General features: G+C 33.2%; 17 protein-coding genes and 1 riboswitch. Of the genes, 13 read left to right on the top strand and 4 right to left on the bottom strand.

Annotated elements, in window-relative coordinates; genetic code table 11:
* Positions 1 to 3 precede the first annotated feature (3 nt).
* Genes purC through purD form a run of 9 tightly spaced genes read left to right on the top strand, consistent with a single transcriptional unit; the run spans position 4 to position 9,646 of the window.
* Positions 4 to 708, top strand: a complete 705-nt coding sequence (purC, locus tag SBL15_RS00805) for a phosphoribosylaminoimidazolesuccinocarboxamide synthase (RefSeq protein ID WP_107611314.1) — start codon at positions 4 to 6, stop codon at positions 706 to 708.
* On the top strand, positions 708 to 968 hold the full coding sequence (purS, locus tag SBL15_RS00800) for a phosphoribosylformylglycinamidine synthase subunit PurS (protein WP_033079949.1): 261 nt from the start codon (positions 708 to 710) through the stop codon (positions 966 to 968). Before purC ends, purS begins: the two co-directional genes overlap by 1 nt.
* A gap of 1 nt (position 969) precedes the next feature.
* Positions 970 to 1,641: a phosphoribosylformylglycinamidine synthase I gene (gene purQ / locus SBL15_RS00795; protein WP_033079948.1), complete on the top strand. Its 672-nt coding sequence runs from the start codon at positions 970 to 972 to the stop codon at positions 1,639 to 1,641.
* On the top strand, positions 1,634 to 3,823 hold the full coding sequence (gene purL, locus SBL15_RS00790) for a phosphoribosylformylglycinamidine synthase subunit PurL (RefSeq protein ID WP_317954879.1): 2,190 nt from the start codon (positions 1,634 to 1,636) through the stop codon (positions 3,821 to 3,823). Before purQ ends, purL begins: the two co-directional genes overlap by 8 nt.
* Entirely contained in the window at positions 3,802 to 5,286 is a 1,485-nt protein-coding gene (gene purF / locus SBL15_RS00785; RefSeq protein WP_317954877.1) for an amidophosphoribosyltransferase, read from the top strand. The genes purL and purF overlap by 22 nt, the downstream gene beginning before the upstream one ends.
* The gene (purM, locus tag SBL15_RS00780; RefSeq protein WP_317954876.1) at positions 5,279 to 6,310 is read left to right on the top strand and encodes a phosphoribosylformylglycinamidine cyclo-ligase; all 1,032 of its coding nucleotides are present in this window, start codon (positions 5,279 to 5,281) and stop codon (positions 6,308 to 6,310) included. Before purF ends, purM begins: the two co-directional genes overlap by 8 nt.
* Complete coding sequence (gene purN, locus SBL15_RS00775; RefSeq protein ID WP_037535564.1) at positions 6,310 to 6,876, top strand: phosphoribosylglycinamide formyltransferase; 567 nt, start codon at positions 6,310 to 6,312, stop codon at positions 6,874 to 6,876. Before purM ends, purN begins: the two co-directional genes overlap by 1 nt.
* Positions 6,877 to 6,891: 15 nt before the next feature.
* Positions 6,892 to 8,370, top strand: coding sequence for a bifunctional phosphoribosylaminoimidazolecarboxamide formyltransferase/IMP cyclohydrolase (purH, locus tag SBL15_RS00770; RefSeq protein WP_107611309.1), 1,479 nt, complete (start codon positions 6,892 to 6,894; stop codon positions 8,368 to 8,370).
* 34 nt (positions 8,371 to 8,404) lie between these two features.
* Positions 8,405 to 9,646: a phosphoribosylamine--glycine ligase gene (gene purD, locus SBL15_RS00765; protein WP_107611308.1), complete on the top strand. Its 1,242-nt coding sequence runs from the start codon at positions 8,405 to 8,407 to the stop codon at positions 9,644 to 9,646.
* Positions 9,647 to 9,696: 50 nt separating this feature from the next.
* Here purD and SBL15_RS00760 read toward each other — a convergent pair whose 3' ends face one another.
* The 4 genes from SBL15_RS00760 to graF form a co-directional block, all read right to left on the bottom strand.
* Positions 9,697 to 10,506: an energy-coupling factor transporter transmembrane component T family protein gene (locus SBL15_RS00760; protein WP_107611307.1), complete on the bottom strand. Its 810-nt coding sequence runs from the start codon at positions 10,504 to 10,506 to the stop codon at positions 9,697 to 9,699.
* The gene (locus SBL15_RS00755; RefSeq protein ID WP_107611306.1) at positions 10,499 to 11,902 is read right to left on the bottom strand and encodes an ABC transporter ATP-binding protein; all 1,404 of its coding nucleotides are present in this window, start codon (positions 11,900 to 11,902) and stop codon (positions 10,499 to 10,501) included. The genes SBL15_RS00760 and SBL15_RS00755 overlap by 8 nt, the downstream gene beginning before the upstream one ends.
* Before the next feature lie 12 nt (positions 11,903 to 11,914).
* Positions 11,915 to 12,490 carry an ECF transporter S component gene (locus SBL15_RS00750; RefSeq protein ID WP_317954874.1) on the bottom strand — a complete coding sequence of 192 codons (576 nt, stop codon included), beginning with the start codon at positions 12,488 to 12,490 and terminating at the stop codon, positions 11,915 to 11,917.
* 87 nt (positions 12,491 to 12,577) lie between these two features.
* A riboswitch (TPP riboswitch) is annotated at positions 12,578 to 12,677 on the bottom strand.
* 289 nt (positions 12,678 to 12,966) lie between these two features.
* On the bottom strand, positions 12,967 to 13,086 hold the full coding sequence (gene graF, locus SBL15_RS00745; RefSeq protein WP_107609884.1) for a glycopeptide resistance-associated protein GraF: 120 nt from the start codon (positions 13,084 to 13,086) through the stop codon (positions 12,967 to 12,969).
* A gap of 149 nt (positions 13,087 to 13,235) precedes the next feature.
* Between graF and auxA the strand changes: the two genes are divergently transcribed.
* The 4 genes from auxA (at position 13,236) to SBL15_RS00725 (ending at position 17,094) form a co-directional block, all read left to right on the top strand.
* Positions 13,236 to 14,531 carry a lipoteichoic acid stability factor AuxA gene (gene auxA / locus SBL15_RS00740; RefSeq protein ID WP_107611305.1) on the top strand — a complete coding sequence of 432 codons (1,296 nt, stop codon included), beginning with the start codon at positions 13,236 to 13,238 and terminating at the stop codon, positions 14,529 to 14,531.
* 189 nt (positions 14,532 to 14,720) lie between these two features.
* A complete protein-coding gene (locus SBL15_RS00735) occupies positions 14,721 to 15,893 on the top strand; it encodes a class I SAM-dependent rRNA methyltransferase (protein ID WP_317954873.1) in 1,173 nt (390 codons plus the stop codon).
* A gap of 57 nt (positions 15,894 to 15,950) precedes the next feature.
* On the top strand, positions 15,951 to 16,493 hold the full coding sequence (locus SBL15_RS00730; RefSeq protein WP_107611303.1) for a DUF697 domain-containing protein: 543 nt from the start codon (positions 15,951 to 15,953) through the stop codon (positions 16,491 to 16,493).
* A gap of 334 nt (positions 16,494 to 16,827) precedes the next feature.
* A complete protein-coding gene (locus SBL15_RS00725; RefSeq protein WP_011276148.1) occupies positions 16,828 to 17,094 on the top strand; it encodes a phosphocarrier protein HPr in 267 nt (88 codons plus the stop codon).
* Position 17,095: the final 1 nt, after the last annotated feature.

The raw sequence follows: 17,095 nt of genomic DNA, 5'->3' as shown, positions 1-17,095 counted from the left end.
TTAATGGCGCTATTGTATGAAGGAAAAGCGAAAAGAATTTTCTCAACAGATAATGAAGGTCAATTGCGAGTTGAGTATAAAGATGAAGTTACGGCTGGTAATGGTGCAAAAAAAGACAAAATGGAAGGTAAAGGACGATTAAATAATCAAATTACCTCTATTATATTTGAATATTTATCTCAGCATGGAATTGCGAGTCATTTTATTAAGCAGCTTTCTGAAACGGAACAATTAGTTGAAGAAGTTAAAATCATTCCACTAGAAGTTGTAGTACGTAACATAGCAACAGGTTCTATAACAAAACGCTTAGGTTTTAACAAAGGTTATGAATTCGAAGCACCGTTAGTTGAATTTTTCTATAAAAATGACGACTTAAATGACCCGTTAATTACGGATGATCACGTTAAACTTTTAAAAATAGCGAGTGATAGTGAAATTGAAACATTAAAAACTATGGCTAAAGATATTAATAAAGTATTAGTTCAATTGATGGATGAGATGGATTTAAGATTAGTTGATTTTAAAGTTGAATTTGGTAAAACCTCTGACGGTAAAATTTTATTAGCTGATGAAATTTCTCCAGATACATGTCGTATTTGGGATAAATATTCTGATTCTAACTTTGATAAAGACGTCTATCGCAATGATACAGGTTCACTTATTGACACATATACAACATTTTTAAATAAATTGGAGGAACTAAAATAATGAAAACGATTGAACTTCACATTACATTACAACCACAGGTGTTAGATACTCAAGGACAAGCACTAAATCGAGCTGTTCACGACTTAGGTTATAAACAAGTTAATGATATTCGTGTAGGTAAAGTTTTATACATGACGGTTGATGAAGCAACTGATGAAGCGGTCGATAACATTGTGACGACATTAAGCGAAAAGTTATTCGCAAATACTGTAATTGAAGAATATAGTTATAAAATCGTTGACGAAAAGGAGAATGCATAAGATGAAATTTGCTGTTCTCGTATTCCCAGGATCTAATTGTGATAGAGATATGTATAACGCAGCGATTAAGTCAGGTGCGCAAGCAGATTATGTTGATTATCGTGAGACATCATTGGAAGGTTACGATGGTGTATTAATTCCTGGTGGTTTTTCATTTGGAGACTATTTACGTTCAGGTGCAATGGCGAGTGTAGCACCAATAATTAACGAAGTAAAGCGCTTGGCTAATGATGGCAAACCCGTTCTAGGTGTATGTAACGGATTCCAAATTCTCACTGAGATTGGTTTATTACCTGGTGCATTACTCCATAATGATTCTCATTTATTTATTAGCAGAAATGAAAATCTAAAAATTGCCAATAATCAAACTCCTTTTACAAATTTGTATGGTGAAAATGAAATTGTAGTTTATCCAGTAGCGCATGGCGAAGGTCATTATTATTGCACAGATGACATATATAACGAATTAGTTGAAAATAATCAAATTATCTTAACATATGAAGATAATCCAAACGGCTCTCATGAAAATATTGCAGGTATTGTAAATAAAGCAGGAAATGTTTGCGGAATGATGCCACACCCTGAACGTGCGCTTGAAAAAATTCTTGGAACTGACAGTGGCGTGAAATTATTTGAAGCAATGGTTAATAGTTGGAGGGAACAAAATGTCTAAGTTTATCGAACCTAGTATCGAAGAAATTAAGCTTGAAAAATTATATCAAGATATGGGCTTAAGTGACGCAGAATATAACAAAGTTTGTGAAATATTAAGAAGAGAACCTAATTTTACAGAGGTAGGCATCTTCTCGGTTATGTGGAGTGAGCACTGTTCTTATAAGCACTCTAAACCATTCTTAAAACAATTTCCAACTACTGGTGAGCATGTCTTAATGGGACCAGGTGAAGGCGCAGGTGTTGTGGATATTGGTGATAATCAAGCAGTAGTATTTAAAGTTGAATCACATAACCATCCGTCAGCTATCGAACCTTATCAAGGTGCTGCAACTGGTGTAGGTGGCATCATTAGAGATATCGTATCAATTGGAGCTAGACCAATCAATCTGTTAAACAGTTTACGTTTCGGTGAATTGTCAGTTAAACAGAACCAACGTTTACTTAAAGGTGTAGTACGTGGTATTGGCGGTTATGGAAATTGTATCGGTATACCTACAACAGCTGGAGAAATTGAATTTGATGATCGTTACGATGGAAATCCATTGGTTAATGCCATGTGTGTAGGTGTTATTGATCATGACATGATTCAAAAAGGGACTGCTAAAGGTGAAGGTAACTCAGTCATTTATGTAGGGTTGAAAACAGGTCGTGATGGTATTCATGGTGCAACTTTTGCATCTGAAGAGTTAACTGAAGAAAGTGAAAGTAAACGACCATCTGTTCAAATTGGTGACCCTTTTGTAGGTAAAAAATTAATGGAAGCCACATTAGAAGCGATTACTTTCGACGAATTAGTTGGTATTCAAGATATGGGTGCCGCTGGTTTAACATCTTCATCATCAGAAATGGCAGCTAAAGGTGGCAGTGGTCTTGAATTACATTTAGATCAAGTGCCAACACGAGAACCAGGTATTTCACCTTATGAAATGATGCTTTCCGAAACACAAGAAAGAATGTTATTAGTAGTTGAAAAAGGTACTGAACAAAAATTCTTAGATTTATTTGAAAAACATGAACTTGATAGTGCAGTAATTGGTGAAGTAACAAATACTGACCGCTTCGTACTTAAATATGAAGATGAAGTATTCGCGGATATACCGGTTCAATCACTTGCAGATGAAGCGCCGGTCTATGTTTTAGAAGGTGAAGAGAAAGAGTATAACACATCTAAAAATGACTATAGCTCTATAAATGTCGAAGAAACATTCAAGAAACTTCTAATACATCCAACGATTGCCTCAAAACATTATTTATATGAACAATATGATCAACAAGTTGGTGCCAATACTATCATTAAACCAGGTTTACAATCTTCAGTTGTTCGTGTTGAAGGTACGAATAAAGCTGTAGCCTCTACAATTGATGGTGAAGCGCGTTATGTGTTTAATCAGCCTTATGAAGGTGGAAAAATGGTCGTAGCTGAAGCCTATCGCAATTTAATAGCAGTAGGTGCAACACCACTTGCTATGACGGATTGCTTAAATTATGGCTCTCCTGAAAAGAAAGAAATCTATCAGCAGTTAATTGATTCTACGAAAGGTATGTCAGAAGCGTGTGAAGTATTAAAAACACCGGTAGTTTCAGGTAACGTATCACTCTATAACGAAACACGTGGCACATCCATTTTCCCAACGCCTGTCGTAGGAATGGTAGGTTTAATAGAGGATATTGATTATCTGAAAGATTTCCATCCTGAAGCTGGTCATAAATTATATTTAGTTGGTGAAACAAGAGATGACTTTGGTGGTAGTCAAGTTGAAAAATTATTATATGGTAAAGTCAATCATGAATTTGAAGCGATTGATTTAAGCGATGAAGTTAATAAAGGAGAAGCAGTCAAGAATGCGATTAGAAGTGGCGTAGCTTCTCACGTACAAACAGTTGGTAAAGGCGGTTTATTGATCACTTTAGCGCGTATCAGTGCTCATTATGGTTTAGGATTAGAAGCTTCAATTGACCTTTCAGATGCACAATTGTTTAGTGAAACGCAAGGTCGATATATTATTGTGGTTAAAGAAGGACAGACGTTAAATATTGAGGGAGCAGTAGAAATTGGTCAATTAACAGATGTTGATGAATTTAAAGTTTCTAATGCTCAAAGTTCGATTGTTGATAAAGTCTCAGAGATTAAAGAAAGTTGGGAAGGAGCAATTGCACAATGTTTAACTACAGTGGATTAAACGAAGAATGTGGTGTGTTCGGCATTTGGAATCATTCAGAAGCCGTTCAATTAACATATATGGGACTTCACAGTTTACAACATCGTGGTCAAGAAGGTGCAGGTATTGTTGTATCAGATGGAGAAGTTTTAAAAGGTGAACGTGGTCTTGGATTGTTAACAGAAGCAATTAAAGGTGATCAAATGGATCAACTCAAAGATGGACACAACGCCATTGGCCATGTTCGCTATGCCACATCAGGTAATAAAGGGATTGAAAATATACAACCATTTTTATATCACTTTTACGATATGAGCGTTGCGATTTGCCACAATGGTAATTTAATTAATGCCCAGACGTTACGTCAATATTTGGAAAAACATGGTGCAATCTTCCATTCTTCATCTGACACTGAAGTGATTATGCATTTAATACGCAGAAGTAAAGCACCAACTTTTGAAGAAGCTTTAAAAGAGAGCTTGCGACAAATTAAAGGCGGATTCACATTTGCAATACTTACTAAAGATGCATTATATGGAGCAGTAGATCCTAATGCCATCCGTCCACTGGTAGTAGGTAAAATGCAAGATGACACGTACATCTTAGCTAGTGAAACATGTGCCATTGATGTATTAGGTGCTGAATACGTGCAAGTTATCCATGCCGGAGAATATGTTGTTATTAATAATGAAGGTATTGAAGTGAAATCATATACGAGTCATACAAATACAGCAATTTCAGCTATGGAATATATTTATTTCGCTCGTCCTGATTCTACTATTGCTGGCAAAAATGTTCATGCTGTTCGTAAAGCATCTGGAAAAAAATTAGCACAAGAAAGCCCTGCAAATGCAGATATGGTTATTGGTGTACCCAACTCATCATTATCAGCTGCAAGTGGGTATGCTGAAGAAAGCCACCTACCTTATGAAATGGGGTTGGTGAAGAACCAATATGTAGCTCGCACATTTATCCAACCGACTCAAGAGTTAAGAGAACAAGGTGTCCGCGTTAAATTGTCGGCAGTCAAGGATATCGTAGAAGGTAAACGAATTGTTTTAGTTGATGATTCAATTGTGCGTGGAACAACGAGTAAACGTATTGTCAGAATGTTAAAGGACTCCGGAGCTAAAGAGGTTCATGTAAGAATCGCTTCTCCAGAATTTATGTTCCCAAGCTTTTACGGAATAGATGTTTCAACGACTGCTGAACTCATTTCAGCAAGTAAGTCACCTAAAGAAATTTGTGATTATATTGGTGCAGACTCATTATCTTATTTAAGCGTAGACGGTCTAATTGAATCGATTGGATTAGATTATGACGCACCTTATAGTGGTTTATGTGTAGAGAGCTTTACAGGTGATTATCCAGCAGGACTATTTGATTACGAAGATAAATATTATAAGAACTTAAGTCAACGTCAACAGGATTATATTAATAATCATAAACACTACTTTGATAGAGAGGGTAATATTCATGTCTAAAGCTTATGAACAATCAGGTGTTGATATTCATGCAGGTTATGAAGCGGTTGAGAGAATGTCTAGTCATGTTAAACGAACAATGCGTAAAGAGGTACTAGGTGGTTTAGGTGGATTTGGTGCTACCTTTGATTTATCTCAATTAAATATGAAGGCGCCTGTACTAGTTTCTGGTACAGATGGTGTTGGTACTAAATTGAAATTGGCAATTGATAATGATAAACACGACACAATCGGAATTGATGCAGTAGCGATGTGTGTAAATGACATTTTGACTACTGGTGCTGAGCCATTATATTTCTTAGATTATATTGCAACGAATAAAGTTGTTCCGGAAGTAATCGAACAGATTGTTAAAGGTGTAAGTGATGGATGCGAAGAGACTAACACTGCACTTATTGGTGGAGAAACAGCTGAAATGGGTGAAATGTATCATGAAGGAGAATATGACCTTGCCGGATTTGCTGTTGGAGCAGTCGAGAAAGACGACTATATTGATGGATCAGCAATAAAAGAAGGTCAAGCCATCATTGGTTTAGCCTCTAACGGAATACATTCAAATGGTTATAGCTTAGTACGTAAATTAATTAGAGAATCTGGTATAGATTTAAATGACGATTTTGATGGTCGTACGTACTTAGAAACATTTTTAGCCTCAACGCAATTATATGTTAAACCAATTCTTGCTTTGAAAAAAGCTATTCAAATTAAAGGAATGAATCATATCACTGGTGGTGGTTTCTATGAAAACATTCCACGTGGATTACCTGATGGATTAGCAGCAAAAATTGATACAAAAGCTTTTCCTACACCAAAAGTATTTGATTGGTTACAACAACAAGCTAATATTGGAACGAATGAAATGTACAATGTCTTTAATATGGGTATTGGTTTCACAGCCATAGTAGATAAAAAAGACGTTGCACAAACACTTGATATCTTAAAACAACAAGGTATTTCTTCTTACGAAATAGGTGAAATTATTGCCAATGCAGAGTCACCCATTTTACTTGAGGGGGTAGAATAGTGACTAAAGTAGCTATATTTGCATCTGGATCAGGTAGTAATTTTGAGAATATTGTGCTAAAAGCAGATAAAGGGGAGCTTAACAATATAGAAATTACTTCTTTATATACTGATCATCACGATGCATATTGTGTTGAACGAGCCAAACAATTAAAAGTAGCAGTTAATATAAATGAGCCTAAGAATTTCACTACTAAAGCAGATTACGAACAACATTTAATAGAACTATTAAAGCGTGAAGAAGTTGAGTGGATAATACTTGCTGGCTATATGAGATTAATTGGACCTGATTTATTAGACGCTTACGAAGGTAAAATTTTAAACATACATCCATCACTATTACCGAAATATAAGGGGAAAGATGCTATTGGACAAGCGTTTAATAGTGGCGATAAGATAACTGGTTCAACTGTACATTATGTTGATAGTGGTATGGATACGGGAGAAATTATTGAACAACGACAATGTGATATAAAACAGGACGATACTAAAGAGAATTTGGAAGAACGTGTAAAGCGTTTGGAGTATGAACTTTATCCAAGTGTTATAGCTAAAGTTATTAAATAAGGAGTTAATCTAATCATGAAAAAAGCAATTTTAAGTGTCTCAAACAAAAGTGGAATAGTGGAGTTTGCTAAATCTTTAATCAAATTAGATTATGAATTATATTCAACTGGAGGAACTAAAGGTGCTTTAGAAGATGCTTCTGTACCGGTGAAATCTGTTTCAGAATTAACACAATTTCCTGAAATTATGGACGGACGTGTTAAAACATTACACCCGGCAGTACATGGTGGCATTTTAGCAGATCGTGATAAACCTGAACATTTAGAACAGTTATCAGAACAACATATTGATTTAATCGATATGGTAGTAGTTAACTTATATCCATTCCAAAAAACAGTCGCAAAACCGGGTGTAACAGAAGCAGAAGCAATTGAAAACATCGATATTGGCGGACCTACAATGTTACGTGCTGCAGCTAAAAACTTTAAACATGTGACTACAATTGTACATCCAGCTGATTATAATGAAGTCATTGAGCGCATAAAGGAAGACCGACTCGATGAGGATTTCCGTAAAGAATTAATGATTAAAGTTTTTGCACATACGAACGAATATGATCATGCCATTGTAAGTTTCTTCAAAGGTGATAGTGAACAATTAAGATATGGTGAGAATCCACAACAATCAGCGCGTTTTGTACGTACTTCAAATAGCAAACACACAATTGCAGGTGCTAAACAATTACATGGTAAAGCTTTAAGTTTTAACAATATTAAAGATGCTGATTCTGCACTTTCACTTGTTAAGAAATTTAAAGAGCCTGCTGCCGTTGCAATTAAACATATGAACCCTTGTGGTGTTGGTATTGGCGACAATATTGAAACTGCATTTAAACATGCTTATGAAGCAGATAACCAATCTATCTTTGGTGGCATTATCGCATTAAATAGAACAGTAACTGCTGATTTAGCCGAAACATTACATGCTATATTTTTAGAAGTAGTGATTGCTCCAAGATTTACTGATGAAGCTTTAGACATTTTAACTAAAAAGAAAAACATACGTCTATTAGAAATAGATATGACTATTGATAATCGTGAAGAAGAATTTGTTTCAGTTTCAGGTGGTTACTTAGTTCAAGATAAAGATAATTTTGAGGTAGCTAAAGAAGATATGAAAGTAGTAACTGAAAAAGTGCCAACTGATGATCAATGGGATGCAATGCTACTAGGTTGGAAAGTGATTCCATCTGTTAAAAGTAATGCTGTTATATTGAGTAATACCAAACAAACTGTAGGCATTGGTGCAGGTCAAATGAATCGTGTTGGTTCAGCCAAAATTGCTTTAGAGCGTGCTATAGAAATGAATGACAATGTTGCTTTAGTATCAGACGGCTTTTTCCCAATGGATGATACGGTTGAATTAGCTGCAAAACATGGTGTCAAAGCCATCATACAACCGGGTGGATCAATTAAAGATCAAGACTCAATAGATATGGCGAATAAATATGGTATTGCCATGGTGACTACAGGCATGCGTCACTTTAAGCATTAATTAATCATTCAAAATAACGGAAGGGGTAATATTAATGAATGTTTTAGTTATCGGAGCAGGTGGTCGAGAGCATGCTTTAGCAAATAAATTGCATCAATCACCGTTAATTGATCAATTACACGTAATTCCAGGTAATGATGCTATGGGTAATGTTGCAAGTGTGCATACTGAGATTGCAGAGTCTGATCATGAGTCAATCTTAAACTTTGTTAAAGAAAATAAGGTTGAATGGGTGGTTGTTGGTCCTGAACAACCATTAATTGATGGTTTATCTGATAAATTACGTCAATCAGGAGTTAAAGTGTTTGGTCCTAATAAGGATGCAGCTCAAATTGAAGGATCTAAGCTGTTCGCTAAAAAAATTATGCAAAAATATAATATTCCAACAGCAAAATATAAAGAAACTAATAACAAAACAGATGCGCTGGCGTATGTAAATCATTGTGATTTACCAATTGTAGTTAAAAAAGATGGTTTAGCTGCTGGTAAAGGTGTAATCATTGCTGAAACACGTGAAGACGCAATTAATGCAGTTGAAACACTTTATCCTGAAGAACATGGTGAAGTGGTCTTTGAGCAATTTTTAGAGGGTGAAGAATTTTCATTAATGACTTTTATTAACGGGGATTATGCAGTTCCATTTGATTGTATTGCGCAAGACCATAAACGTGCTTTTGATAATGATGAAGGACCAAACACTGGAGGAATGGGTGCATATTGCCCGGTGCCACATATTACTGAAGATGTCTTAGAACGCACGAATAAAGATATTGCACAGCCTATTGCAAAAGCGATGAAAGCTGAAGGTTATGATTACTTTGGATTACTTTATATTGGTGCTATTTTAACGTCAGAAGGCCCGAAAGTAATTGAATTTAATGCGCGCTTTGGTGATCCTGAAGCTCAAGTTTTATTAAGTCGTTTGGAAAGTGATTTAATGGCTCAAATTGTTGCTTTAGATCGTAAAGAACCTATTCTATTTCAATGGCAAGAAGATTTTGTTGTAGGAGTTATGTTAGCTTCTAAAGGATATCCAGGCGCTTATGAAAAAGGAGCTAAAGTAACAGGCTTTGAATTAAATGATACTTATTTTGTGAGTGGATTGCGTAAAGAAGATGATGCATTTGTTACTTCAGGAGGCAGAGTTATATTAGCTGTTGGAAAAGGAGAAACAATTGAAGAAGCGCAAAAAGCAGCCTATAATAATGTAGAAAAAATTAAGAATGATAATCTATTTTATCGTAATGATATTGGGAATAAAGCATTGAATAAATAAAAGTAAAAAAATAGGGCGTATCCTGATGAACAGTGATACACCCTATTTTTTTATGAGGTATAACCTGATACACGAGCATCAGTAATCCCAGTGATAGGGAAGTATTGTGAAAGATAAAATGCGATGATTAATATGGCCACAACACAAATTACAAATAAAATATCTTTATAAGAAAACGGTGCTTTATAATAATATGTTCTTGGGCCATCTTTGAAGCCTTTAGATTCCATAGCAACAGACAGTTGATGCGCACGACGGATATTTTGACTTAATATTGGTATCAATAAATGTTTTAATCGTTTTAGGCCTCTATAATTTGAAGCATCAATTATTTGATAACGCATTTTCAATGACCGTCTTAATTGAATTAATGAAGTGAAAATGAGAGGCACCATTCTAATTGCAGCCATAAATGCATATGCAATTTTTGGTTTTACTTTTAAATGTTGCATCAAACTGTAAAAAATCATTACAATTTCGGATGTCAATGCTAATAAAATACCAAACATAGAGACTGTTATAGTTCTTAGTGATAAATGTAAACCACGTACGATGCTTTCAGTACTAATTTGAATGATCCCCCATTTAAATAACATATGCGTACCATCACCATAAAGAATCATAAATAATGATGATAATAAGGCAAATAAGACAGAGGCTAAAATAAATGCACCGGTGATTTTAAATTGAGTCCCATTAAATGCCATTAAAAAAATAAACATAATTATTGTTATATAAATCATATAATCAAAATTGTGAACGAAAATAATGAAAATAAATAATGATACACCAAGTAAAAGTTTTGTAATGATATTAACGTCATCTACAAAGGAATAATGTTTCTTCCAACGTTCAAACATTTGATTCACCTTCCTTCTCGATGAGTTGGTTGTCTTCAACTATTAAACGACGTGTTGGATAACGATGTATGATTTCAGGATCGTGAGTAACCATAATAATGGTTTGTCCATTAGAAACTCTCTCTTGGAATAGTTCAATTAATTGAAATGTATTATGGCTATCAAGTCCAAATGTAGGTTCATCAAGTAAAATGATTTCTGCTCGTGAACTAAGTGCAGTTGCCACACTAAGTCGTCGTTTTTGTCCCATAGATAATTCAAAAGGATGTTGATTTTTAACAGCTTCTAAATGTAATAACTTTAATAGTTTCATCGTTTCTTTTTCAGCGATTGATGGTTCTTGATGATTATAATGAATATATATTTCTTCATAAACTGAATTTGTTATAAATTGTAATTCTGGGTTTTGATAAACTAAATACATATGTTGAGCTGCGTCTTTAATTTTCTTTAACGTAGTATTTTTATATGACATAACGCCTTCATACTTTATTAGTTGCATCATGGATTCTAATAATGTTGTTTTACCTGTACCATTTTTTCCTGTAATAGTAATCCATTCTCCTGAACGAACAGTTAATTCGGGTACTTGGAATAAATGTTTTTTTCCTCGAATAATATTACCATTTTTGTAGGCAAATAGCGTTTCATCTGTACTAGGTGAAAATTCAGTTGATTTTGGGGCATGGTCCCAAGCTTGTGGGTGCCATACACCAAATTCTGTGAGTAAACTTTCGCAATTTTTCAACACATAATCTGGTGTTCCATCTGCTATGATTTGTCCTTCATAATTCATTAAAATAACTCTATCCACGTGTTCCCAGATGTGTTCAACTTTATGTTCTACTATAAGTACAGTTTGATCAGACCATAGTTGAATAAGTCTTTGCCATAAATCAGCTGTAGCATCTACATCTAACATGGCAGTTGGTTCATCTAAGAATAATGTATTAGCTTCTTGTAAAATAGTTTCTACAATAGCGAGTTTTTGTTTCATGCCACCACTTAAATGATTGACAAAAGTATTATCAGTAACATTTAAATCAACAGAAGCAAGAGCTTCTTCAATGAGTGGATCCATTTGACTACGTGGTACTTGTTTGTTTTCAAGAACGAATGCAAGTTCCTCATACACTTTAGGCATACAAAATTGAGTATCTGGATCTTGAAAAATGACGCCCGAGTGTGAGTCAATTTCAAGTTCATCATACTTCATCGGTAATTCAATTAGATTTGGAACGATACCACTTAATACATTAAGCAATGTGCTCTTACCAGATCCAGAAGGACCTAGTAAAAGCACTTTTTCTTTATCTTTAATTTCAATATTTAAATTATCGAAGATTTTACGTTCGCCGTTAGGATATTTTAGACGTAAATTTTTCGCTTTTAACACTTTAATTTCCCCTTATAGGTTGTCGTAGTCTTTTTGAGATGCAGGGCGGAATAATTTCGTTACACCTGTTTGATCTAATGCTTTAACAATCAGATAAGATAATAAACCTGCGATTACAATACCACTAATAGAACGGAAGATAATGAATAAAAGAAGGTTCCATCCTGCTACTTCAGCTAAATAGCCATAATAATAATCAACTGGGAATGATATTAAAACAGTTGCTAATCCTGCTAATACAGCAACCATTAATGATCTAGATTTATATTTGAAAATAGCAAAAATAATTTCACAAGCTAAACCTTGAAGAATAGCATATACAATTGTAGGAATATCAAATTTACCCATAACGATTGTTTCACCAGCGCCTGCAGCAAATTCTGCAATTAGTGCAATACCAGGCTTAGGAATTATTAAATACGCAACGATAGCTGCCATAAACCAAACGCCATAAGTTAATTGCTCAATGTGAACACCGGCAACTTGGGCCACATTATATGCAAACCACCATAAGTTATAAATAATAGCAAATACTACTGCTATCAGAACAGTTACTAATATTTCTGAAAGCTTTAAACCTTTTGACATGTTATTTCCTCCTAAAAAAACGCACAACCATCCGTAGAAAGTTGTGCGTGAATTTAAATAAAATGCTATATGTATTTACCACAATTATTTATATTAGCAACACTTTCCTACGCTAGTTTTAACTAGTTCAGGTTCAAAGGGTTCGAGGGTAAACCTCATCTCAGTATACACACCCCTAGTGCGTTTTATATTTAATTTATTTTAAATGTATGACTTTTAAGATTTAATGTCAAGATGATTTTGCTAAGTTACAAATAAAAAGGGGGAGTAGATTTGGTTTTACTCTGAATCCGCTATTCCCTAATACACTTAACTGTTGAAATCTCTAAAATATTTAAACCTTGTATTAAAAACAAAAAACTGAGAAAAGCTCGAAAAGAGCGTTCTCTCAGTTTTAGTTAACAACTACTTTTTAGCAGTGTAGCGGTTAAATATTATATTGTTCTCAACTTCAGTGAATTGAGATTTCTTAATAATTAATCTAAAGTGTCTTGAACATCTTTTTTAGTTTGCTCAATATCATCTGATTTTTCTTCGTTTTGTTCTTTTAATTTTTCTTCAACTTCTTTTGCTTTTTTAGCATCTTCGTTTGTCATAATTAACACTCCTTGATAGATTAATAATTACATTTTAAGTTTACCCATATAAAAGTAGGATAAACTTATATAGGTCTCGAGATGTATTTTATTGTTTAATAAAGACAAGATGAACATCTTACTATATAATGAATTTTGAGGTGAACAGTATGTCTTTTCTTAAGAAACACACCGAGATAATTTTTAGTTATATTATCGGTATCGTTTCACTCTTCACGGGTCTCATAATATTAATAAACTTACCTTTAATCAATCAATTAAAAGATAAAGAAAAAGTTGAATTGAAAATTCATAATTTATGGGATTTTCTTAATGCATTCTTCAGTGAAATAATTAGAGTGATGAGTAGGTTCATAGGCAACTTTCCTATTATTAGTGCAGTCATAATTATTCTGTTTGGTATTCTTGTAATGCTTATTGGATACGCATTATTTAGAACTACGAAATATGATTACGACATCTCAATTTTCTTTTTAATTATTGGGATTTTATACTTCCTCATTTCAATTACTTTAATGACTCAGGTGTACGGTTTTTGGGCAATTATCTTTATTATTCCTTTTATAATTCACACAGGCTACATTGTATATAAAGATGAACTTAATGTTGCTAATAGAAAAAGCCATTATCTATGGATTATCTTTTCATACGGAATAAGTTATTTAATTACTCAAATTTCTCTGTACGGTAAAATTGATGCCAATGAAATTGCACCAATAGATATCTTAAGTGTAAATACATTTTTCTTAGTTATGTGGTTATTAGCGCAAGCTTCAATTTGGAATTTCCTATTCTTAAGAAGAGCTTTACCACTAACTAAAGAAGAATTGGGTGAAGAAGAACCAGAATTATCAAGAACAAGTAAGGGAAATGTTTCGAATCAGTCTAAAGTTCATTTTAAACAACTTCAAGATAAAACATCAGAATATGCACGTAAGACGAGAAGAAGTGTCGATTTAGAAAAAATCAGATCAAAACGTGATAAATTTAAAAATAAATTCAAAAATGTATTTAACATTGAAGAAGATGATATACCAAATTGGATGAGACGTCCTAAGTGGATTAAACCAGCATATGTAGAAATATTCTGTGGCTTCATTCTATTCTTATTTACATTTATCGAATTTAATAACAGAAACGCATTGTTTGTTTCCGGTGAATGGGAACTATCTCAAACGCAATATGTTGTTGAATGGGTAACATTGTTATTGTTAATGTTTGTAATCATTACATACATTGCAACTACATTTACACATTTCTTAAGAGGTAAATATTATTATTTACAATTATTTATGATTAGTATTCTATTCTTTAAATTGTTAACTGAATTCGTAAACATTATGATTCATGGATTATTATTATCAATTTTTATTACTCCAACACTAATCTTAATGTTGATGGCGGTTATTATCGCATTTACGTTACAATTGAGAGAAAGACCTTAATTATTTCAAATTTTACTTAGGTGGAAGCGTGAAATCTATGGTGACAAAATAGACTTCGCGATCCACCTTTTTTGTTTATGTTATTTTGTGTAATGACAAATTCATATTTGTTAAAATGATAACGAATAATATTTAGAAATTTTTATAAACTTAAAACTACAAAAGCATTCAAATTAGGAGCGTTTACAAATGAAAATAGCAACTTTAAATAGAGGTAAGGAATCAAAGTATTTAAATCAATATCCACTTGTGGATGAAGATGATATTTATAAGAATGATCATTTAAAAGAAGGCGATTTATTTTATCTTATGAACGGTCAAGAACAGTACATTGCGACTGCATATGTAGGACGTCAACATAAAGGTTTAGGCTGGGTATTGAGTTATGATCAAAACGAAGTCATTAATACTTCTTTTTTCGAGAAACAATTTCAAATTGCATTACAAGAGCGTGATTATTACTATCACATTGAAGGTACTAATGCGTTTAGACTATTTAACGCTGAAGGCGATGGTGTTGGAGGTTTAACAATCGATAATTACGATGGTCACTTATTGATTCAATGGTATTCAAAGGGGATTTATAAGTTTCGCTATAATGTCATTGAAGCCATTCAACAAGTATTTCCATTTAAGTCAATTTATGAAAAAATGCGTTTTAAAGACTCTGAATACACCGGTGGACATGTACTCGGTGAAACACCTGATTTTCCAATAGTTATTGAGGAGAATTTTACATTTTACAATATAGACTTAAATGATGGTTTGATGACAGGTATATTCTTAGATCAAAAAGAAGTACACAAGAAATTACGTGATCATTTTGCAAAAGAGAAAGATATACTAAATTTATTTAGTTATACAGGTGCATTTTCAGTAGTAGCTGCTCAAAATGCTAAATCAACGACAAGTGTGGATTTAGCCAACCGTTCACGTAGTTTAACTGAAGAAAACTTTGGTTTAAATGGTATTGACCCTAAAAGTCAATATATATATGTCATGGATACATTTGATTTTTACAATTATGCTGCACGACATGGCAAAGTATACGACACAATAGTTATTGACCCACCAAGTTTTGCAAGAAATAAGAAGAAAACATTCTCAGTACAAAAGAATTATGATGATTTAATTAATGGTGCATTAAATATACTTGCTCCAAATGGCTCGTTATTATTATGTACAAATTCAAGTGCTTTCTCATTAAAAGCATTTAAGAATGTTATTAAAACAACACTTAACGAAGCGGGTGTAACTTACGATATTGAGGAAGTAATGGGCTTACCTAAGGACTTTAAAACACATCCGCACTATAAACCCTCAAAATATTTAAAAGCTGTATTCATTAATATCAAGCATTAAATAATAAAAAGTGGGTATAAATGTTTAATGAATGAATTATGAAAGGTGTGTCTATTAATGGGCATTATGAATAGATTTTCAAGTGGAGTTACAAATAAAGTTGGCAATAAAGTTTTAAACATTGAAGAAATTAAAGAAAAAAGTATTTTACCAACAACGAAAGAAGAAATAGCTGAGCGCAGAGCTAAAGCAGAAACAATTGTGAAGAAGAAGTCACTTTTATCTTCAGGTATGAGTGTAGTACCAATTCCAGGATTAGATTTCGGTGTAGATATTAAATTAATGAGAGATATTATTGAAGATATTAATAAAATTTATGGTTTAGATCACAAACAAGTTAATACACTTGGCGATGATGTGAAAGAACGAATTCTTGCAGCAGCTGCTATACAAGGTAGTTCATTTATTGGTAGAAAAGTGTCTAGTGCAGTACTTAAAGTGATTATTAGAGATATGGCAAAACGTGCTGCAGCAAAACAAACTAAATGGTTCCCAGTTGTGGGACAAGCTGTCTCAGCATCAATAAGCTATTATTTCATGAATAAACTTGGACGTGAACATATCGAAAAATGTGAAAAAGTGCTTCATGATATTATTTAAATTGAAAATGTTGTAGTATAATTGAAGTGAGCTTAGTGATAAAGCTAAAATAATTATCATACAAATTTGTCTTAAAATATCATTTAAACCGAAGTTGTTATAGGGATTTTAATTAGTGTTTTGTGCATATTGTAAGTAAGTAAAAAATATTGAAGATTAGAATCTAATTTATACAATTTGAAACACTTGTTTATTTCTATAAAAACCGATTATAATAGTTTTTCAATCCTATTAGAATTGAATTTAGTATTATATTTTGGTAGTGTTATGGTATAAAATTATGTTAGATTATGACAAATTTGAATATTCTAACTTTGCGAAGGAGAAATAGATTATGGAACAAAAATCTTATGTAATTATCGATGAAACTGGTATTCATGCACGTCCTGCAACTATGTTAGTTCAAACTGCATCAAAATTTGATTCAGATATTCAATTAGAATATAACGGTAAGAAAGTTAACTTAAAATCAATCATGGGTGTAATGAGTTTAGGTGTAGGTAAAGATGCTGAAATCACTATCTATGCTGATGGAAGCGATGAAGCAGACGCAATTCAAGCTATCAGTGATGTCTTATCTAAAGAAGGTTTAACTGAATAAT

The sequence above is a fragment of the Staphylococcus sp. NWU MKU2 genome, assembly GCF_033283605.1.
Classification (GTDB): domain Bacteria; phylum Bacillota; class Bacilli; order Staphylococcales; family Staphylococcaceae; genus Staphylococcus; species Staphylococcus haemolyticus.
The sequence above is the reverse complement of the archived record's forward strand: the minus strand, read 5'-3'. Positions and strand labels throughout refer to the sequence as shown.